The organism is Sporosarcina aquimarina (genome assembly GCF_019748715.1).
Taxonomy (GTDB): domain Bacteria; phylum Bacillota; class Bacilli; order Bacillales_A; family Planococcaceae; genus Sporosarcina; species Sporosarcina newyorkensis.
Genome location: NZ_JACLBZ010000023.1, coordinates 1 through 19,121 on the forward strand (window position 1 = coordinate 1; position 19,121 = coordinate 19,121).

Here is a 19,121-nt window from a genome sequence, read left to right on the forward strand (position 1 = left end):
AAAAAGTGGTTAAAAACAAAGCGGCTACAGCCAATGGTTTTTGCGATTAAAATACGTTGTTCTTTGTTGGGATAGATTTGAAACCTATAAGCTTTGTTGATCAGCATGAAATTCACCTCCACCAAAAAGAATATATGTTCCCATTATAACCGACTGACATACTCTTTGGCTAGCGCCAACCGACATTCATCACCCACTTACACATTGGGCTACGCCCTACACATTCCTTGAAGTGGGCGTCTTCTGTCGGAAAATAATAAAAAATCAAAAACCTGTCACACCGTTTATTCGGGTGACAGGCTTTCTTAGATCTAAATTACTTCGTTTGATTTAAATTGCTGTTCTTTTTTCTTTCTTCTATACATTGTGTAAGCATCTCATTGATTTCATTGTAGCTTGGACCAGATTCTGCATTTAGCCTCTTTACTTCCTCGATGTCTGTACCCGCCACTGTATACTTTTTCTTTTCCATTTCATCGACTCCTTTTATTTTCAGTTTTACGATATGTTTCTTTCAACGCTTCCCGGTACTCTTTTCCTGTCGCATTTTCACGCACCCGCGCGGCCTCTGCTTCACTTGCTTCGAAATCCAAACCGATTTCTTTATTAATCGTTTCTTTATGAAAAAGATGGCGTATATTTTTATCCATATTGATCCCTCCTTTTTCTAATATGGCTATTTTCGTTAGAAAAAATGTATGACTATAGGATTTTCATCAAAAGAAAGAGGATTCATTGTTGAAATGTCGAATCAAATGAAATAGGAACATAATTCAGAATTGAGAGAGAGAGGGATTGTAGATGAGCAAAAAAGTATTGATTCTAGGCGGAGATGCGGTTGAAGCATTGGAGATTTTCTATCCGTATTATCGTTGCTTAGAAGAAGGATTTGAGACTACGATTGCTTCCCCATCTGTAAAAAAATTATACACAGTTACTCATGATTTCATTGATGGAATGGAGACGTATGTGGAAAAGCCTGCGTACGGTTTAGATTCAAACATAGCGTTTGCGGATGTCAACCCAGCTGATTATGATGCATTAATCATACCTGGCGGACGGGCACCAGAGTATATCCGGCTGGATGAATCACTGCCAAGTATTGTGCGACATTTCTTTGAAGAAAATAAACCGGTTGCGGCTGTCTGTCATGCTGCACAAGTATTATCTGTGATCCCAGATCTTATGCAGGGCAGAGAGTATACGGCTTATATCGCTTGCAAACCAGACGTGACTGCCACAGGAGCTACTTACATTGAGAAAGATCTTCATACAGAAGGGAACTTGGTTTCTGGGCATGCTTGGCCGGACTTGCCAGGTTTAATGAGAGAGTTTATGAAAATGGTAAATAAGTAAGTCTAAAAGACGTAAAACCCTTTCTACTGGGTTTTACGTCTTTTAAATGATTCTAAGGATAACTAGTTAAACTGAAAAACTTCCACGTCTTCTATGCTTCTTGTACGTCTCGCTAACTTCAACTGGCCGATTTTTAATAAATTTCTAATTTTAGCCGTTCCCGAACGCCAAAACTTGCATAAGGTAAATAAGGATACTGCTAACGTTCTTTCGGGCGATCGGTTCTTACTGAAGGAGGGCGTAAAATGTATAGATGGAAGAAGTTTCGTGAATGGCAGACAGCTTATTCTATGTTGCGGGCTCTTCCTACAACTAAAGGCACCATAAAAATTCATGGCTTAGTGAATTCGGTGCTGGTAGTACGGGATGAGCAGGGAGTCCCACATATTGAAGCTAGAAATGAACATGATTTATATTTTGCACAAGGGTATGTGCAAGCGCAAGATCGGTTATTTCAAATGGACTTATTAAAAAGACAGTGTTCAGGCAGATTAAGTGAGATATTTGGGAAATCAACTCTTCATAGGGATCAATTCTTTCGAACAATCGGATTATACCGTGCTGCAGAAAAGTCACTTCCGCAGTATTCTGTCAAGACTAAAAAAATCTTGCACTCTTTTACACAAGGGGTGAATGCATATATAAAGGATGCGATTTGCAGACGCAAATTGCCCATTGAGTTTATTTTGCGTTCCTATCAGCCAGAAGAGTGGACACCGACTGATTGTATTGCAATAGGAAAACTGATGGCATTTAATTTAGGAGGGAACTGGCAAGGGCAAGCGTTCAAATACTGGGCATTGCATAATTTGTCTGAAGAAAAATGGAAAGACTTACTTCCCGAGACAGCAGGTGATTATGAAGAAGCGGCTGCGTATTGTATGGGTCACCCTTTAAATGTGGGGGCTATCTTTAAACACGCACCAATCGTAACTGACATAAATGGAGGTAACAGTTGGGTGCTGAGCGGAAAGAAAAGTAAGAATGGCAAGCCTATGTTGGCCGCTGATCCGAATTTTTCACTTGGAACGCCTGCTATTTTGTATCAAATGCATTTAAAGTCGTGTGATGTGAATGTATGTGGGGTTATTTTTCCGGGAATGCCAGGTATTCTGTTGGGGCATAACGAGCATATTGCATGGGGAGCTGTGAATACAAGACCCGACGTGCAAGATCTCTATATTGAAAAAAGACATCCTGAAAAACCGTATACCTATTTATATAATGATGAATGGTACGAAGCGCACTTAATCAGTGAAGTCATTCAGATAAAAGGAAGTCCTCCTGTACTATTTCAAATTCAAGAGACGAGACACGGACCCGTGTTCTTTGAGTTTCTGCAGGACCTGTCCCATACAGCTTTGTCATTGCGGTGCACTGCAATGGAACCAACAAAAGAAATCGAAGCGATAATCGCAATAAATTCAGCGACGAATTGGGGAGAATTTGAAAAGGGGCTTGAAGACTTTCATGCACCTGCCCAGAACTTTGTCTATGCTTCAATTGATGGGACGATTGCTTACAAGGCAAATGGGCGTATACCAGTCCGGAAGAAAGGTAATGGCTTACTCCCGGTGCCGGGTTGGAACGATGAATTTGAGTGGGATGGTTTTATACCGTACGACAAACTTCCACGTACGGTGAATCCTGTAGAAGACTTCATTTCTACAGCGGAATTGGAAGTAGAAGAAGACTACCCCTATCACATAAGTCATGCATTATCGCGACCTTATCGACAGCTGCGCATTCAAGAAGTGTTGCAAGCTGGAAGCCACTTTACAGTGCAAGACATGAAACGACTGCAAATGGATAAAATGAATTTGTACGCAGCTGAGTTCATCCCTCTTTTTCTGGACTGCTTGCGGCCGATGAAAAAGACGATGCCAATTCGGCGGGCATTGGGAATATTGGAGAAGTGGAAATTTGAAGACCGCGTCAATGAGGCGGCTCCTCTTTTGTTTCATTTGTGGATGAGTGAAATCCAGAAGCTTTTATTGGAGAAGGAGATTCCTGAAGAGGCACTGCGCTTATTTGACGGCAAGGAACAAATAGTAGAATGTATGCTGTTTCAAGCACTGCAGAAAAAGTCTGAATCAGTGTGGGTTACACAAGCAGGCGGAATTTCTGAGGTGCTCTATCAGGCACTCAACAAATGCTTAAAGCGTGCGGAAGTTCAGTACGGGAAAAACATGAAGGAATGGAAATGGGGCGATTATCACCGGTTGTATTTTGAACATCCTTTCAGTAAAACAAGTACTTTTGCTAAGGAACTTTTTAATCGAACGAAGCCTTTGCCTGTTGGAGGAAGCCAAGTGACAGTCCAATCGGCTGGATTTAATGAAGCAGGGACTGTTCATCATGGCGCATGCTGGCGGTTCGTAAAGGATTGGTCTAACCGGTTTAACGCGCATCATATTGTGGGGCCTGGGCAATCGGGACATGTGAAAAGTCAATGGTATGCAAACCAGCTGTCTGATTGGATGTATGGAAATTATCATATAACAGAATTGAAGATGGCGGAGTCCACTTATTATTTACGTTTAGTACCAAAGGGATAAATGGTCAGTAAGGGAGACATTCTATCCAGAAGGATAGAGTTCTCCCATCATATAAAGTTAATGGAACTTTGATATACTTTGTATATTAGCTAAATAAGGAGGATCATTTCATGGCAACTTTATTTACACCTTATACAATTCGTGGCGTGGAGTTCAAGAATCGTATCGTCATGTCACCGATGTGTATGTACTCTTCTCACAATCAAGACGGAAAAGTAGGGGATTGGCATAAGGTTCACTATCCAACCCGTGCAGCGGGACAAGTTGGTTTAATCATAGTAGAAGCTACCGCTGTTCAACCAGAAGGCAGAATTTCCAATGAAGATCTAGGAATTTGGTCAGACGATCATATCGAGGGATTATCCGAACTGGTTCGATTAATAAAAGGGTATGGTGCCCGTACAGGTATTCAATTAGCTCATGCCGGTAGAAAATCGACAGTAGAAGGGGATATCTATGCGCCAAGCCCCATTCGATTCAGTGAGCAGTACAAAACCCCGGTTGAAATGACTAGAGAGGATATTAAAGAAACGATTGAGTCCTTTAAAGCAGCAGCCATCCGTGCCAAGCAAGCAAGATTCGACGTCATAGAAATACATGGTGCCCATGGTTATTTGATCAATGAATTTCTATCGCCATTATGTAATACCCGTGCAGATGAGTATGGAGGTTCGTCTGAAAATCGATACCGACTCTTGAGACAAGTTATTGACGCAGTTCGATCTGTGTGGGAGGGACCTTTATTCGTCAGAATTTCTGCTGAAGAATATGCAGAAAACGGCATGGATACCACACAATATATAGAGATGGTACGTTGGATGAAAACTCAAGGCGTCGATTTAATAGACGTCAGCTCGGGTGGTGTAGTGCCTGCAGCCATCAATGCCTTCCCAGGCTACCAAGTGCCGTACGCAGATCAAATTCGAAAAGAAGCAGATATTCCAACAGGGGCAGTCGGTTTGATTACTTCCGCGATTCAAGCAGAAGAAATTTTACAAAATGGACGAGCTGATCTGGTCCTGCTCGCCCGTGAATTACTGCGGAATCCTTATTGGCCATACAGTGCTGCAAATGAACTGGGCGTCAAAATTGAACCTCCTGCGCCTTATGAACGGGGTTGGACATTTTCTTGAGTATGGGAAACTCAACTTTTATTTAATAACTCATTCACTGCCTTACCGAAATGAATAAGATATCGGTAAGGTGTTTTTTTGTCATCTACATTGTAATGCGATGTACATCGTGTTATGATGCGAAAGAGGTGAAGCATTATGGATCAGGAAATGATGAAAGGCAGTATCGATTTAATTTTGCTGTCGTTGATTGCGCAGCGGGATTTATACGGCTATGAAATCGTCAAGGTTTTAAAAGAATTAAGTAATGATACGTACGAAATGAGTGAAGGAACTTTATATGCTGCTTTAAAGCGTTTGGAGAAAAAGGGTTGGGTGGAGTCTTATTGGCAAGGAACAGAAGGAAGCAGAAGGAAATATTATCGACTGACGGATGAAGGCGGAGTTGCGTTAGAGAATAAGCAAGAAAATTGGGAGTGGATGAACGCTCTTGTCCGCAAAAGTTCAGAAGGTTTGACATGACTGAAGTATTCGAGCGTTTCGTGAACGGTATCGTGAAACAGACCGATAGTAATCACGAAGAATCTATGGATTTGAGCGAGGAATTGCTTAGTCATCTGCACTGTTCCTATGAAGATTTACTTAACGAAGGTTATTCCAAAGAGGAGGCGATGAAGATGGCGATGATGAATTTCGGCGATGAAAAAGAGATCGGAAAACAGCTTCAGCAGGCGATGTATCCATACCGTAGAGGAATGATGCTGATCCTTGCAGGCGCTTCATTGATTTTTGCATTTAGTCTCTACTTGCTTCATTTGTTTACAAATGGTGACGCCCTTATGATCTGGCTCGTGTTGGCAGTGTTCGTCGCTGCATCCATTATGACGCTCACATTGCATCCTATCCAATCTTTAAACCGCCGTTTGTGGATGAATGGTCTGCTGATTAGTCATATCTTTATTTTTGCATATGGTGGGTTGATGGCCGCTTACTTGGATCGACCCTATTCCAATATTGCAAGCATATTTTCCTATGCAGTCGTGTTGCTGGCGATTATTCTGGTCTATCGAACAACTATCTTCGACTTTCCGTCTTCTAAACAGCTATTGCAGAAAGATGCAAAATGGATTCATTTTATTAATATTACGATAGGCATTATTATAATTCTGATCACACTGTTTTTTCTATGGGCATTTATGTTATTTGCGGCAGAGATGCAGGCTGCACTATTATTGCTCTTAATTCCGACTCTTCTTTGGATGATATCTTATGCGGTTCAAATGCGCCTACTGGCTGCTCGGCATAAAGGAGCAGCCTACACTCTTGCGATTTTGCAGGTTTTATTGATTGGCGTTACTCTAGTAATCTGGGTGTATGGAATATAGAAGGAGGGATACACTATGAAAAAGTCGCTAGTTTTCTTACTAGGTTCTATTGCGTTCCTGACTGCTCTATTCGTTGTACTCGGATTTGTATTCGACAAGGATGAAAATCAAAAACAAAATGGTCTGACTGAAGTTTACAGTGTGTCATCGGATGGTAAAATCGCCTATGTCGTCTATGAAAAAGGGCAAGCGAATTTATATATGACTCTTCAGGAACAGCCACTTATCCAGTTACCAGTTGAAAAAGAGATTGTAGATTTGACGTTTTCCGAGGATGGGAAGCGGCTGGCTTTCGCGGTTACTAATAAAGATCGGGAACAAGATGCGGAGACAGATATCCATGTCGTACAGTTGGATTCATTGGAAGATGAGCAGATACTCTCGGTAGATTCACTTATTACAGAAGTAGCGTTTGATCCGAAAAATCCAGAGTTACTGTTTTATTTGCAAGCTGCAACATTTACGAATTATTCGCCGGTCGCTTCGAAGCATCCACATGACTTTGACGTGCATAGTTATCATTTGAAAGAACAAACACATACACAATATACTGATATGAAAAAATATAGTATGGCATCCTTGCAAGTTTCTTCTAAGGATAAATCAGTATTTGTGCAAATGGACGATGATGAAAATGTTGAGTCGGCAGATGAAGTATTTTCATCCAGTCAGCGTATCTTCGAGATTCCACTAGACGATCCGGATGGAAAGTCGATAATTAGCAGTCCGGTCCAAGAGGAAGATATTTATGATTTCACCTTACTGCCCGAACGTCAAGAAATTATTTATCAGGCAGTGGCAGGGACTGGAAAGAACGGCATTTTTGAATATGAATTATTTGTTTTCAATTGGAAAACATATCAAACAGAGCAGCTGACTGCGTTGAAAGAACATGCTTCAAAGCCGGTACTGGGTCCCGATGCAAAAATCTATTTTATGGTAGACCGAAATTTTGCTGGACGGTCACCAGATTATCATCTATATAGGATGAATATGGATGGCAGGAACGTAGAAAAAGTACCATTAGAATCTGTTGGTAAATGATTTTCATAAACACCCTCTGTCCTTTCATAAACTGTAAAGACTATTTATTTTTATTCAGCAAAAGACTCCTGATGAATAAAAATAAAGCCTCCGGCGGATGTCACAGATTTTGAAAGGAGTCAATTGTGCCAAAACAATTCAAAATCTAGACCCAATCACGCCGAGGCGTAATTGATGGGGGTGTTTTGTTGTCGAAGGATTACCAAGAAGAAGCATTGTTTGAATTGCATTTTTGGTTGCAAATACTAGGGGACCATGCACGGTTCATTCATGACTCTCTCGCACCAGGCGAAGCTGAACGTATTCAACAAGCGAATACATTCATCCAGTTATTTGACCAATTGCTTACCGAATCGAAACGGCCAATGGACAATCCGGCTCTGCAATCATTACTGCAAACTTCAAAAACCGCCAGCGAACAAATACGCCTTTTCAAATTGCAGCTTGTGGCAGCGCAATTAGTGGGTGAAATCAAAATTACCTTAACTCCTTCATTCATCAATCATATGGTCAATGAAGTAGAGGAAGCCATCCGTCTCTTTGAATACTTGGCTCAAGGGGAGGTACCGCCGCCGGTTCATCCGCTTCACCATGACTTATTGTGGCTGCTGGATGCCGCTGGTCATGCAGGAGCTATTGATGCAAATTTGGATCGAGTCGAGAAGTCGTTGAAAGAGAAAGGACAGAAATTCACGCAGGAATGGGAAGCTTTCTATTTAAAGGCAGTGGAGATGGCTGGCTTTCTGAGAACAAATGTCACTCAATTTCCTGCATTGGCCAAATTTCATCAGGATATCAATTTAGAGATGACGATTTTTAAGTCATTTTTACGTGAGCTGGAAGAATGGGAAATGAACAAGGAAATCCTTGGATCGTTTACGGCTCTGATGGCGGATCATATGGCAAGAGAAGAGTGTTATTACTTGATAAAACTCTCTGAAACCACGGATATTGCGAAACCTTCATGTGATCCGAGTAAGCCAAGAACCAACTAAACTATTCTTCAAACAAAATAGACAGCATGGGAGAGATCCTATGTTGTCTATTTTTTGGCGACCAAGAGCTAGGTTTTGATTTTCGAGAGTAAGGGTAAAGAAGTTAACAGTATAGTTTGCTTGAAGGAGGTTAAACCATTGATCCAGACATCAGATGCTTTATTGACAAAAGAGGACTTTACGGAACGGGGTGATTTGCCGGATTGGTTGCTGAGAGAGTATCAGACATTTCACCAAACGGTTACGGATCGGACGTTTCCTTGTTATTTTGGAATGAATGGTGAGAAGAAGGGCGAATTGCGATACGGTTATATTACACAAGATGACTGGTCGAACTTGCCGAAAACTATGGAATTATTTTTGGAGTTATTCGAGAATCCGAAGCATAAGCGTCATGGACTCTTTGTTTTCGTGGAGCCATTTCCGAATGAAGGTACGCTAGAAGAATACCGTCAGCAATTTTGGGATATTCTGCAATATTTACATACAGCCGATGAAAAAGAATGGCCGCAAGATGCACCACGTGATCCAGATCATCATTTATGGGATTTTCATTTTCATGGCGAGCCGATTTTTGCCTTCGGCAATGCACCTGCCTATAAGCAAAGAAAAACACGAGACTTAGGCAATTCTATGGTAATCGGCTTTCAACCACGAAAGATTTTTAAGGGGCTTGAAGGAACTGAAAAAGGCGGCATCAACTCACGCGAAAAAGTAAGAGAGCGTGTAGAACTATGGGACAAGTTGCCGAAACATCCAGATATCAGCCATTTCGGTGATCCGACACATAATGAATGGAAACAATTCTTCATCGGGGATGACTGCGAACCGATAAGAGGGAAATGTCCTTTTAGCCATAAAGAAATGTAAGAAAAAGCGATACCTCAAAAGGTATCGCTTAAAATCATTGGAAATACATATCTAATGCTTGTTGTAATGTACCCCATGTCTTGGTTTGCAAATCGAAAACAACTCCTAACGCTACAATGTTACGGACTACGTCAGGCTTGAGACCAGTAATGACGACATTGCATCCCATCATTTTAGCCCCTTCAATCATTTTCAAGAATTGATCCACCACTTCTGTTTTCATGTCTCCAATCCCTGACAGATCAATGATTAAGGTATGGATATGTTGCTTCGATATCTTCGTCAATACTTGTTCTTCCATCACTTTCGCACGAAAATAATCAATAGTACCGATTAGCGGTAAAATACTGACAGTTGAGTTGATTGGAATAATGGGTACGGATAAATTTTCTACGAGCTTACGCTGCTCACGCAAAAGCATGTCTTTGTAAGTTGAGTAATTAATGAAAAATTCATTGAGAAATCGATCAACTTGATTATTTACATTTTTCTCCAATTTGAATAGATCGTAGTTCGTAATATTATATTGTTCAATCATTCTCTGAATGTTGATCCACAATGTTCGGCGAATTGCCTGAACCCATTCCAGTTTTAGGTCAACAGTCAATGAGTGGGTAGCCCATGCAATCCCTTCTTTTTTTGCAAATAAGCTTAATTTCTCTTCTTCTTGCCAAATCACAAAATGTACAAGTTTAAATGCATTATTAATTAGGTCAATATTGCCGATTTGCAAGATCTCTTTTACTCGATCCTTCACATTGACAGCCTGTTTCAATAATTCCTGTTGAAACTCTTCTTTATGTTCATCTAAAAATAGTTCTGCTAATTTTTTGTCAAATGGACTATTGGTCATTAAGTTCACCTCAAAAGAAACTTTAGGTACGTGAATGCGTTATCCTGTTAAAACCTGTTTTTTAGAGAGTTAAAGAAGAGAAGTAGAAAGAGTCAATGCTTGGATTACTTCTTTAACACTCCCGGCACTGCAACGATGAACATTTATCCCAGCCCAAAGCGACATGTATTCTGGCTTCTTTTCTTTTAATGCAGCACTTCTAATAGGTTTTGTTAAATCATTTTGATATGGATAGGGGGCGATCGGTTTTCCTTCCATCTGTTCAATAAATGTATTGCGAATTCCGCGAGCCGTCTTTCCGGAGAAGGCTTTGGTGAAAACGGTACAATTCTCAGTGGTGTTAAGAACCGCTTTCTTATAATGAGTATTCGCACCGCTTTCTTCCGTCGCAAGTAGAGCAGTGCCAACTTGCACAGCTTCTGCTCCATTCGAAAGTAAATGTTGGATGTGAGCTTGCATAGAAATACCACCTGCCGCGATTAGTGGAATTTGAACAGTACTCACAGTATCTGTGAGAAGTTTAGCTAATGGCAGCATGTCTCCTTCACCGTTAAATGCTCCCCGGTGGCCACCTGCTTCACTACCTTGAAGCACTACAGCGTCCATTCCCGCATGCTCAGCCAGTCGAGCTTCTTGCACAGTTGTCGCTGTGCCAATTAAAAATATGTCATGCTCTTTCAGTTTTGTAACGATGTTTTTTTCAGGCAGACCGAATGTAAAGGAGCAAACAGGAACTTTTTCGTCTACAAGCACTTGAATTTGCCCATCAAACTCACTGGATGAAAATGACGGCTGCCATTCTGAAAGGCCGAGTTGTTGTCTGATAGGTTTTAACGAGTGGTAAGCTTTTTCGATTTGTTCCTCATTCACGATGTTCATTTCGGGCACAAATAAATTCACTTGAAAGGGCCGATCTGTTAGTTGCTTCACTTCTCGAATAAACTGGCGTGTGTCCTCCGCAGTAAGATATCCCGCCCCGATTGATCCTAATGCCCCCGCCTCTGAACAAGCAGCGACAAATTCTGGCGTCGTTACTCCTGCCATGGGTGCTTGAATGATGGGATGCTCCATAAAACGTGTGAATAGATGTTGCAAAGGATATCTCCTCCTGAAATATTCGTAATCTTCATGCTACTAATAAGTTTACCAAATATGAAGGGAAGAAGACAATTGGGAAATGTGAATTTGTTGATATATTAAAGAAATCTCTAGTTAGTAATTTGATGCTTTCATTTCAGCTTCGAAAATTTCCTTCAAGCGCTCCGATGCTGTTGTCCCATAATTGATATACCCGGTTTCTGGCCAATAGAGGGAGCGGGTCATAGAACCATCTGTCAATTCAATGCCGAAGAAAACGCGTTTCCCTTCGGTTGTTCGACCAGCTTCCTCGTATGGAAGTAACAGCAATTCATCAATGAATTCCTTCGTATGCACCTCTGAAAACTCTCCAATGAATGATAAATCTTCTTCACTTTGCAAAATTACTCGATTTACTTTTCCTTCTATATCTAAGAAATCTTCAACTTTTTCAGCTTTTCCAGCTTCTGAAACTTCATATATTTTATCGTTCGCCAGAATACGAAAAGCGGGATCATAGCCTTTTATTTCATACAGTTTGGTTCCTTTCGGTAAGTATGCAGCATCTCCATTTTTTGACGTATGGTTCGCGCCCGCATGACCATCCAACGTATATGTGACTTCTCCTAGTACTCTTTCCGTTTTCCATACCTTATCCATCTCGTTCGTTTCATAATTCGCGGTATAAGTCGTGTCGTTCCAATTCACAAAATCTACCCAGTCAATGACAGATGATTGAGATGAAGGCAGCATTTGAGCAGGCTTGCCAGAACAGCTCGCTAGTAATAAAACTCCTATAAGGAATAAACCTTTCTTCATTTCGCAACACTCCTTTGAAACGTAGACGGAGAATTTTAAATGAAGTTACACAGATTTTCCATTGAATTACCGAGTTATGGGTATAGTAGCTAATAACAGTATGCAGCAGAAAAGAGGAGATCCTTCATGAAAGTAAGCTGGAATATTTTTAAAATGGATCTGAAAAATATAAGTAAAAACTGGGTAGCAGCTATTCTAATCGGCGGCTTGGTATTTCTGCCGTCATTATATGCCTGGTTGAATATCTACGCGGCATGGGATCCATATGCGCGCACCGATCAATTGCCGGTTGCAGTTGTAAATGAAGACAAAGGTGCTTTAGTGCGTGATGAGCAAATTGATGTTGGGGATGAATTGATCAAGACCTTGCAAGACAACAAAGACATGGATTGGACATTTGCGACTAAAAAGGAAGCGATGGACGGAGTAGAATATGGTGACTATTTTGCCGCTATTTTTATTCCGGAAGATTTTTCAAGCAAACTGGGAACAGTCATTTCCGGAAAGCCACAAAAAGCAGAAATCGAATATTATGTTAATGAAAAATTGAATTCTATTGCACCGAAGATTACGGAAAAAGGTGCTTCCGTCATTGTTGAAAAGGTGAGCAGTCGGTTTATCTCCACTGTAAACGGCGTTGTGCTTGAGATGTTCAATGATCTCGGTATCGAAATCGAAAAAGATTTACCGGATATCAAGAAATTCGAAGCCTATGTTTTCGATATCCAAAAGCAATTACCGAGTATTCATCAAACATTGGAAGGAATTGTTGGGGACGCAAATTCAGCACAAAAGATTATTAAAAAAGCACAAAAGATGATGCCTGAAGTACAGCAAACAACTTCTGAAGGCTTGCAGACTATCAATGACACGATCAGTCAGCTGACGGTAGCCCAAAAACGTTTGGAGTCGGCTTCGCCTCGTATCAAAGCCGATCTTGAAAAAGTATCTACCATAACAAAAGAGACAAATGCGTTTCTGAAAAAGGTCCAGCAGACCGAGCTTGACTTTACGGAGTGGAACCGAGTGAAGAAGGAACTGGATGAACGTGTTACAGGCAGTATAGGGAAGCTGGAAGGACTAGAGCAGGATCTCACAAATGTGAAAGAATTGGTTGAACAGTTAAACCAAGCAGACAGCGGAGAGCTGGAATCCTCATCTTCATCTCAACCGATTGACGCCGCGCTTGAGAAGGCAGGCAATCTAAAAGATCAAATTCAAGAAATTCAAAATAACGCCCGCACGATTGATGTGTTAGTACAAGGCGAGGAAGAGCGAATGAAAAACAGCATAAATGACTTACAGCAAATTGCCGATAATACATCGATCCAAGCAGATTCCTTCCTGAAAGAATATGTAAATACGATTGAGCCGTTTGTACGTGAGGAAATTACCCAAGCATTGAAAACATTAAGGAATGCGAAGGGCCTGCTTCTAGAAGTGCAAAAAACGATACCAGAAGTTGAAAGGATATTAGTTAGTACAGACGGGGATTTGAATGAAGGAAAACAGCAAGTACAAAAAGCGTTGAATGAATATCCATATGTCTACGACAAAGTGAACCAATTGGCTAATCGTATTGAAAGCATACAGGCGGAAACGGATATTAATGAAATCATTGAGTTGCTGCAAAATGATCCGCAGGCAGAGAGAAGTTTTTTTGAAGAGCCGATAATACTGAATGAAAATAAGTTATTCCCCATTAAAAACTATGGGACAGGAATGACTCCATTTTATACGGTGCTTTCAATATGGGTAGGTTGTCTTTTACTTATTTCATTACTATCTACGGATATTCACCGGGAAGGACAATTTACATCGAGACAAATTTATGTAGGGCGTTTGTTTACATTCGGGCTCATCGGACTATTGCAGACGCTGATCGTAACCATTGGCGATATTCTTCTGCTCGGAGTGACGGTTAAAGAACCGTTACTGTTCATCTTATTCGGCATGTTGATCAGCATGGTGTTCATGTCTATTGTCTATACGCTGGTGTCGGTGTTTGGCGATGTAGGGAAAGCGCTCGCTATCGTAATGTTAGTATTGCAAATTGCAGGATCAGGCGGTACGTATCCTGTCATGCTTTTACCGGAATTCTTCCAGTGGATCAATCCAATCTTGCCGTTTACTCATGCGATCGATTTGATGAGGGAGGCAGTAGGAGGAATTGTCTGGGCTCGTGCGACGAAAGATCTTATCATTTTAGTGAGTATAGGAATTTTCATGATTACGTTCGGTGTTTTATTCAAGAAAAAAGTAAATAAAGCGACGAATCGGCTGCTGGCGAAATCGCGGGAAACCGATCTATTTCATTGAATTTCAGATGTAACTGAAGGAGTTTCAATGGAAATCAACAGGGAAAGATAAGTAAAAGAGTAAAGTGAGGGATCAGTATGAAGCGAACCGAAAGTTTAGATGAATTCTTGACATTTGCAAACGCTGCTGAACAACAAGGGGAGACTGGTAATGTATGGGTGCAGCAGGCGAATTATGCGGCAGAAGAACCGATCATGTCGGATGAGGATGTAGCTGGAAGAGAGCCTTTGCAACGGTTGCGTGTTTTATTGGAAGCAGGGGAACAACCAATATATTTTGAATCTCTTTTTTATTCCGCTGCCGAACTAGAGGAATTGACAAGTGAATTACAACCTGTTTTTGAACAGTTTTCGAAGGAAGTCCTTGATGCTAAAAGGATGAATGAAAAAGTGCAGGCATTGAACGAGTAGGAAGCAGGCTAATAAAACAGCATGAGGAAGCCCCGCCACTGAATGGTCAGTGAAGGGGCTTCCTCTTTCTTGTTTTTATTCCAAATACTGAAGTATTTCTTCGATTGCCAGTTCACCTGCAGTTTCCCATCGACTTTTATCGCGAATTTGTGCATCGCGGTCAAGTGGCTCTTGGAACTGATTGAATGAACCGCTCACTAATGAACTGCTGTCTCGATCAAGCCCAGTATTGACGACATGCTTGATGACATACGGTTTTTTGAATTTGATTGATGTGTGATAATCATCCAATTCGCCTTCATCCACCTCGAATGGAACGCGCAAGTAAATGGTCTCCCCGCCCTCTTTATGAAGGATTGAATCAAAACATCCTTTATGATAATCCCAACCACCGCCGAAATGATAGCCGTGCTTGCACACTTGATCGCGAAGGACTCCGAAATTGGCGAGTTTACCTTCAATCATTGTTTCCAATTCCAGCATTTAATCACTCCTTTTTATTAGAATTCCTATGTACCGTGGTTTTTATACATTTTGAAAAATATGCATTCAAATGTTTCTTAATTTGTCAAGGGGGTAAAACAAGATTACAACAGGTTATTAAAACTTAGGAGGAGATTTACATGAATAACAAACGATATATAGGAATGTATTTTAACGAAACAGAATTGATGAATCGTGTTCAGGAACTGAAAAATGAAGGATGGCCTGAGGAGAATATTTATGTCGTAGTGAAAAATGATGATCAGCTGACTATGTTGAGAAGTCGTACAGACGCAGAAGTCAAGTCGGCGGATGGCTCTTGGTGGGACCGTTTTATGGGCTTCATTTCTGGAGAAGACCATGTACACCGAATGGTCGATAATTTGGACTTCGGCCCAGGAGAAACGGAACGCTATTATCAAGATATTGACCAAGGCGGCATGTTGCTCTATGTCGACAAAGGAGAAGCAAACCGTCAATACTTGGATAACACGCACATCTATGGACTAAATCGAAAGAGTACTGATATTAACTTAGGTGCAAATGGACTGAGCGTAACAGATCAAGAATTGAACGGTGGAGATCCAGCTTATCGTCTGAATAAAACCTTGCCGGATCAAAACCTGAATCACGACGATGAACTGGGACGCGTTGGCGCGGAAGCAGTCTTGGACAGACCTACCGATCAAACTGCCTACACAAAAGGAATAAACACATTATCGGATAACGCTACAGAAGAACGGATGCGTCTGCATGAAGAACGTTTGCAGGTGGACAAGCAACGGACGAAGCGCGGAGAAGTTCACCTCGAGAAGGAAGTAGTGGAAGAACAAAGATCTGTAGATGTAAATGTGGCTCATGATGAAATTACGATTGAGCGAAGACCGATAGTAGATACTGAATTGAACGCAGACAGTCGATTCAGCGAAGACGGAACTTTATTTAAAGAAGATGAAGAGACAATTCGGATTCCAGTCACAGAAGAACATGTGGAAGTTACCAAGAAACCAGTTGTCACGGAGGAAATCATCTTGAAGAAACATCAGGTTGAGGAACCTGAAACCATCCATGAATCTGTGAAACGAGAAGAAGTGCGCCTTGATAAAGAAGGCGATGTAGAAGTCCAAGGAGACCCTCTGGATAAAGATCGTTTCTAATTAGCTCGTGCGATATTGCAAACATCTTGTTATTCTCTCTCCGAGTAGGGTAAAATAAAGATAAATAGCCGAGAAGGAGAGAGTGTATGCTGAAGCATCCAGGTATTGCCGCTGTGCTAAGTTTCTTCTGGACTGGCGTCGGACAGATTTATAATGGGCAGATAGTAAAAGGTATATTGCTCATTATCTTGCAAAGTATAAATGCATTGCTAATGTTTGTGCTCATTGGATTTATCACGTATCCAATTGTGTGGATATGGGGCATGTATGATGCTTATAAGACCGCAGAGCGCATGAACAGATCATACTGAATTTTAAAAAGGCTTTCCTGAAAGTGAAATATCTTTCAGTGATAGCCTTTTTTTAGGTGTTTAGCCAAGCGAAGCAAAGAGGTGCACGAAATTCTCCATCACCGCACTAAAACCGCCATCCTTCCTGCATAAACAAAAGCCGCTTGAAAAGTCACGTGAAAAACGACCTTTCAAACAGCTCTAATTACGACTCTCATCTATTCAATTTCCAAGTAGAATAATTTAAAGTTAAAGCGAACATCACCCACCCGATATAAGGAATCATCAGCGCACCAGCCGTTCGATCGGTTTTATTGAATTCATAGGCTGTCATAGCAATTGCTCCTAATAAAATAGTCATTTCAACTAACGCAGTACCACGCAAATTCCATTTGAAATAAAGAAACGACCAAAGGAAATTGAGTCCTAGTTGTACATCATAGAGCGGGGTGGCAGAGTCTTTCTTCTGCAGCATTTCTTGTTTCTGCTCTACCCGGTAATTAGCCACTCCCATCACTGTATAAAGCGCGGTCCATGCGATTGGAAATACAGGACCCGGTGGAGAAAAAGATGGTTTATCCAATTGAGCATATTGTTCTTGTGTGTTTCGATTGGCCAGCCAGCCGATGACCGACCCACCAACGACAGGAATAAGGATATTCTTGGTCAACCTTTTCCAATTCGACTTTCCATTGACATTAAGCAGTTCCAAGGTAAAACCTCCTTTTATAAAAGTTTTCCCTTTCCGTCCCGGAATAAACTGTCACGGCTTACTTTTCTTGTTTTTGTACATCACTTCACCTGCCACGACCGTCATACGGACAGAAATTTCAGGTATGTGATCTGTTTCAACTGAAAATATATCCTCCTCCAAAATTGTGAAATCTGCATCGAAACCTACCGCTAACAGGCCGCGTGAATTCGCTTTTCCAATCGTAGCGGCGGCTCCTGAAGTGAAGAGCTGAATGGCTTCATAACGGCTGATTTTTTGATTTGGCAGATAGCCTTCATGTTGCTCGAAAGGCTTGCGCCGAGCAATTGCCGCGTGAATACTGAGCAATGGATTGGGGTCTTCGATCGGAGCATCAGACCCCCCTCCACAAATGAAACCTTTGTCAAGAAGACGTTTCCAAGCATAGGACCATTCCAATCGATCAGTACCGAGACGATTCTGTACCCAAGGGAAGTCAGAGGGAACAAATGCAGGCTGGATATCCAAAACGATTGGTAGTTTAGCCATGCGTTCCACTAAGTTCTCACGCAGCATTAAGACGTGTATAAAGCGATCTCGTTTCCCTATCGGTGCAGGATATTTTTCGATGACATCCAATGCTTTTTCAACTGCTAGATCACCGATCATATGGATTGCAACAGCTTCATCATACTTGCGTGCGAGTTTAACACGTTCTTCTAATTCCTCATCTGTCAAGACGGCAGTTCCGACGTTATCCGGTTCATCTGTATAAGGGGTGCTAAGTAAAGCGGTACTGCCTCCAAAGGCGCCATCAATAAAAAATTTCATCTCACCTGGTTCGACCCATGGTTCTTTGTATGTAGCTTGATTGTCCATCATTTGTGGAAACACACTGAAATGACGTAGCAAATATGTTCGAAATTTCCGTTCCTCACCTAAGACATTTTTGAATGCGTTCAACGGAGTTTTATAATCGCCGTAGTATCCTAAGTCATCTGTCACAACACCTGTTAATCCAACAGAAAACAGATGGTCTACAGATGTTTGCAAAGCTTTTGTTACATAGGTTTCAGAAGGTTCAGGCAGTAGTTGTAAAACATATTGCATGGCGCCTTCTTTCAATAGTCCAGTAGGCTCCCCGTTATCATCACGCACGATGACGCCGTCTACCGGGTCAGGTGTGTCTTTTGTGATGCCTGCAAGCTCCAAGGCTTTCGTGTTGACGACCGCAGCATGCCAGCATGTCCTTTTTAAGAGCATAGGTGAACTCGTCACGCGATCTAGTTCGTGGCGTGTAAAGATCTTTTTGTCGGTGAAATTATTTTCATCCCATCCTTCTCCTATGAACCACTCATCTTCAGGAAGATCAGGGTATGCACGCAGCAGCATGTCCATCATTTCATCCGATGAATCAGCACGGGAAAGGTCCAATCTAAGCAATTTTTCTCCCTGACCGATTATGTGCATATGATTATCAATAAAGCCTGGATACACGACCGCACCTTGTAAATCAACGGATTTCTCCGCTTGATCCTCTAACTCATCGTAATAGCCGACCGCTGTAATTTTTCCGTTTTCCGTTAGTAAAGCCTCTATTGTTTGTCCTTCAGTTTGCATCGTATAAAAAAGCGCGTTATGCCAAATCGTCTTCATTCCGTTCCCTCCTCGTAGCCTCTATAGTAAACCGATGGCCGCGAATGAACAATAGAACTGTTCAAGCGCTTGAGGTGGATTAACT

At 41.5% G+C, this 19,121-nt stretch carries 21 protein-coding genes; 12 read left to right on the forward strand and 9 right to left on the reverse strand.

Annotation, left to right across the window (positions count from 1 at the left end; translation table 11 throughout):
* The 3 genes from H7J92_RS11395 to H7J92_RS11405 all read right to left on the reverse strand — a co-directional run.
* A partial coding sequence (locus H7J92_RS11395; protein ID WP_221837090.1) for a helix-turn-helix domain-containing protein occupies positions 1-107 on the reverse strand: 107 nt, incomplete at its 3' end.
* Positions 108-316: 209 nt separating this feature from the next.
* Positions 317-472, reverse strand: coding sequence for a hypothetical protein (locus H7J92_RS11400; protein ID WP_221837009.1), 156 nt, complete (start codon positions 470-472; stop codon positions 317-319).
* Position 473: 1 nt separating this feature from the next.
* Positions 474-650 (reverse strand): hypothetical protein, encoded by a 177-nt coding sequence (locus H7J92_RS11405; RefSeq protein WP_221837011.1) that lies wholly within the window; start codon positions 648-650, stop codon positions 474-476.
* A 151-nt stretch (positions 651-801) separates the two neighbouring features.
* Here H7J92_RS11405 and H7J92_RS11410 point away from each other — a divergent pair, with 151 nt between their 5' ends.
* From H7J92_RS11410 to H7J92_RS11445, 8 genes are all read left to right on the forward strand, one after another.
* Positions 802-1,356, forward strand: a complete 555-nt coding sequence (locus tag H7J92_RS11410) for a DJ-1/PfpI family protein (protein ID WP_078818448.1) — start codon at positions 802-804, stop codon at positions 1,354-1,356.
* A 245-nt stretch (positions 1,357-1,601) separates the two neighbouring features.
* Positions 1,602-3,914 (forward strand): penicillin acylase family protein, encoded by a 2,313-nt coding sequence (locus H7J92_RS11415; protein ID WP_221837013.1) that lies wholly within the window; start codon positions 1,602-1,604, stop codon positions 3,912-3,914.
* A gap of 110 nt (positions 3,915-4,024) precedes the next feature.
* Positions 4,025-5,047, forward strand: coding sequence for an NADPH dehydrogenase NamA (namA, locus tag H7J92_RS11420; RefSeq protein WP_221837014.1), 1,023 nt, complete (start codon positions 4,025-4,027; stop codon positions 5,045-5,047).
* 138 nt (positions 5,048-5,185) lie between these two features.
* Complete coding sequence (locus tag H7J92_RS11425) at positions 5,186-5,509, forward strand: PadR family transcriptional regulator (protein WP_221837016.1); 324 nt, start codon at positions 5,186-5,188, stop codon at positions 5,507-5,509.
* The gene (locus H7J92_RS11430; protein WP_221837017.1) at positions 5,506-6,372 is read left to right on the forward strand and encodes a permease prefix domain 1-containing protein; all 867 of its coding nucleotides are present in this window, start codon (positions 5,506-5,508) and stop codon (positions 6,370-6,372) included. Before H7J92_RS11425 ends, H7J92_RS11430 begins: the two co-directional genes overlap by 4 nt.
* Before the next feature lie 15 nt (positions 6,373-6,387).
* Positions 6,388-7,416, forward strand: a complete 1,029-nt coding sequence (locus H7J92_RS11435; protein ID WP_221837019.1) for a TolB-like translocation protein — start codon at positions 6,388-6,390, stop codon at positions 7,414-7,416.
* Between the two features lie 188 nt (positions 7,417-7,604).
* Positions 7,605-8,411, forward strand: coding sequence for a DUF2935 domain-containing protein (locus H7J92_RS11440; RefSeq protein ID WP_221837020.1), 807 nt, complete (start codon positions 7,605-7,607; stop codon positions 8,409-8,411).
* Positions 8,412-8,549: 138 nt separating this feature from the next.
* Entirely contained in the window at positions 8,550-9,281 is a 732-nt protein-coding gene (locus H7J92_RS11445; protein ID WP_221837022.1) for a YqcI/YcgG family protein, read from the forward strand.
* A 34-nt stretch (positions 9,282-9,315) separates the two neighbouring features.
* Here H7J92_RS11445 and H7J92_RS11450 read toward each other — a convergent pair whose 3' ends face one another.
* The 3 genes from H7J92_RS11450 to H7J92_RS11460 all read right to left on the reverse strand — a co-directional run bounded on the left by H7J92_RS11450 (position 9,316) and on the right by H7J92_RS11460 (position 12,030).
* Positions 9,316-10,134 carry an STAS domain-containing protein gene (locus tag H7J92_RS11450; RefSeq protein ID WP_221837024.1) on the reverse strand — a complete coding sequence of 273 codons (819 nt, stop codon included), beginning with the start codon at positions 10,132-10,134 and terminating at the stop codon, positions 9,316-9,318.
* A gap of 69 nt (positions 10,135-10,203) precedes the next feature.
* The gene (locus H7J92_RS11455; RefSeq protein WP_246602861.1) at positions 10,204-11,229 is read right to left on the reverse strand and encodes an NAD(P)H-dependent flavin oxidoreductase; all 1,026 of its coding nucleotides are present in this window, start codon (positions 11,227-11,229) and stop codon (positions 10,204-10,206) included.
* Positions 11,230-11,346: 117 nt separating this feature from the next.
* Positions 11,347-12,030, reverse strand: a complete 684-nt coding sequence (locus tag H7J92_RS11460; RefSeq protein ID WP_078818439.1) for a hypothetical protein — start codon at positions 12,028-12,030, stop codon at positions 11,347-11,349.
* A 126-nt stretch (positions 12,031-12,156) separates the two neighbouring features.
* On the opposite strand from H7J92_RS11460, the gene H7J92_RS11465 reads away from it, so the two are divergent.
* Complete coding sequence (locus H7J92_RS11465; RefSeq protein WP_221837027.1) at positions 12,157-14,349, forward strand: YhgE/Pip domain-containing protein; 2,193 nt, start codon at positions 12,157-12,159, stop codon at positions 14,347-14,349.
* A 77-nt stretch (positions 14,350-14,426) separates the two neighbouring features.
* Positions 14,427-14,759 (forward strand): hypothetical protein, encoded by a 333-nt coding sequence (locus tag H7J92_RS11470; RefSeq protein ID WP_078818437.1) that lies wholly within the window; start codon positions 14,427-14,429, stop codon positions 14,757-14,759.
* Positions 14,760-14,834: 75 nt separating this feature from the next.
* Here the strand turns inward: H7J92_RS11470 and H7J92_RS11475 are convergent, their stop codons facing one another.
* A complete protein-coding gene (locus H7J92_RS11475; protein WP_009498544.1) occupies positions 14,835-15,242 on the reverse strand; it encodes a YugN family protein in 408 nt (135 codons plus the stop codon).
* A gap of 140 nt (positions 15,243-15,382) precedes the next feature.
* Here H7J92_RS11475 and H7J92_RS11480 point away from each other — a divergent pair, with 140 nt between their 5' ends.
* Positions 15,383-16,399 (forward strand): YsnF/AvaK domain-containing protein, encoded by a 1,017-nt coding sequence (locus tag H7J92_RS11480; RefSeq protein ID WP_221837029.1) that lies wholly within the window; start codon positions 15,383-15,385, stop codon positions 16,397-16,399.
* An 86-nt stretch (positions 16,400-16,485) separates the two neighbouring features.
* Positions 16,486-16,710, forward strand: coding sequence for a hypothetical protein (locus tag H7J92_RS11485; RefSeq protein WP_221837031.1), 225 nt, complete (start codon positions 16,486-16,488; stop codon positions 16,708-16,710).
* Positions 16,711-16,903: 193 nt separating this feature from the next.
* Here the strand turns inward: H7J92_RS11485 and H7J92_RS11490 are convergent, their stop codons facing one another.
* Both H7J92_RS11490 and H7J92_RS11495 read right to left on the reverse strand, forming a co-directional pair.
* A complete protein-coding gene (locus tag H7J92_RS11490) occupies positions 16,904-17,401 on the reverse strand; it encodes a TspO/MBR family protein (protein ID WP_221837032.1) in 498 nt (165 codons plus the stop codon).
* A gap of 51 nt (positions 17,402-17,452) precedes the next feature.
* Positions 17,453-19,036: an amidohydrolase gene (locus H7J92_RS11495; RefSeq protein ID WP_221837033.1), complete on the reverse strand. Its 1,584-nt coding sequence runs from the start codon at positions 19,034-19,036 to the stop codon at positions 17,453-17,455.
* Positions 19,037-19,121: the final 85 nt, after the last annotated feature.

Coding starts and splice junctions, on each gene's coding strand:
- H7J92_RS11460 (WP_078818439.1), bottom strand. CDS start 12,030: ATGAAGAAAGGTTTATTCCTTATAGGAGTTTTATTACTAGCGAGCTGT.
- H7J92_RS11475 (WP_009498544.1), bottom strand. CDS start 15,242: ATGCTGGAATTGGAAACAATGATTGAAGGTAAACTCGCCAATTTCGGA.
- H7J92_RS11495 (WP_221837033.1), bottom strand. CDS start 19,036: ATGAAGACGATTTGGCATAACGCGCTTTTTTATACGATGCAAACTGAA.
- namA (WP_221837014.1), top strand. CDS start 4,025: ATGGCAACTTTATTTACACCTTATACAATTCGTGGCGTGGAGTTCAAG.
- H7J92_RS11410 (WP_078818448.1), top strand. CDS start 802: ATGAGCAAAAAAGTATTGATTCTAGGCGGAGATGCGGTTGAAGCATTG.
- H7J92_RS11415 (WP_221837013.1), top strand. CDS start 1,602: ATGTATAGATGGAAGAAGTTTCGTGAATGGCAGACAGCTTATTCTATG.
- H7J92_RS11470 (WP_078818437.1), top strand. CDS start 14,427: ATGAAGCGAACCGAAAGTTTAGATGAATTCTTGACATTTGCAAACGCT.
- H7J92_RS11450 (WP_221837024.1), bottom strand. CDS start 10,134: ATGACCAATAGTCCATTTGACAAAAAATTAGCAGAACTATTTTTAGAT.
- H7J92_RS11485 (WP_221837031.1), top strand. CDS start 16,486: ATGCTGAAGCATCCAGGTATTGCCGCTGTGCTAAGTTTCTTCTGGACT.
- H7J92_RS11425 (WP_221837016.1), top strand. CDS start 5,186: ATGGATCAGGAAATGATGAAAGGCAGTATCGATTTAATTTTGCTGTCG.
- H7J92_RS11435 (WP_221837019.1), top strand. CDS start 6,388: ATGAAAAAGTCGCTAGTTTTCTTACTAGGTTCTATTGCGTTCCTGACT.
- H7J92_RS11430 (WP_221837017.1), top strand. CDS start 5,506: ATGACTGAAGTATTCGAGCGTTTCGTGAACGGTATCGTGAAACAGACC.
- H7J92_RS11465 (WP_221837027.1), top strand. CDS start 12,157: ATGAAAGTAAGCTGGAATATTTTTAAAATGGATCTGAAAAATATAAGT.
- H7J92_RS11405 (WP_221837011.1), bottom strand. CDS start 650: ATGGATAAAAATATACGCCATCTTTTTCATAAAGAAACGATTAATAAA.
- H7J92_RS11400 (WP_221837009.1), bottom strand. CDS start 472: ATGGAAAAGAAAAAGTATACAGTGGCGGGTACAGACATCGAGGAAGTA.
- H7J92_RS11480 (WP_221837029.1), top strand. CDS start 15,383: ATGAATAACAAACGATATATAGGAATGTATTTTAACGAAACAGAATTG.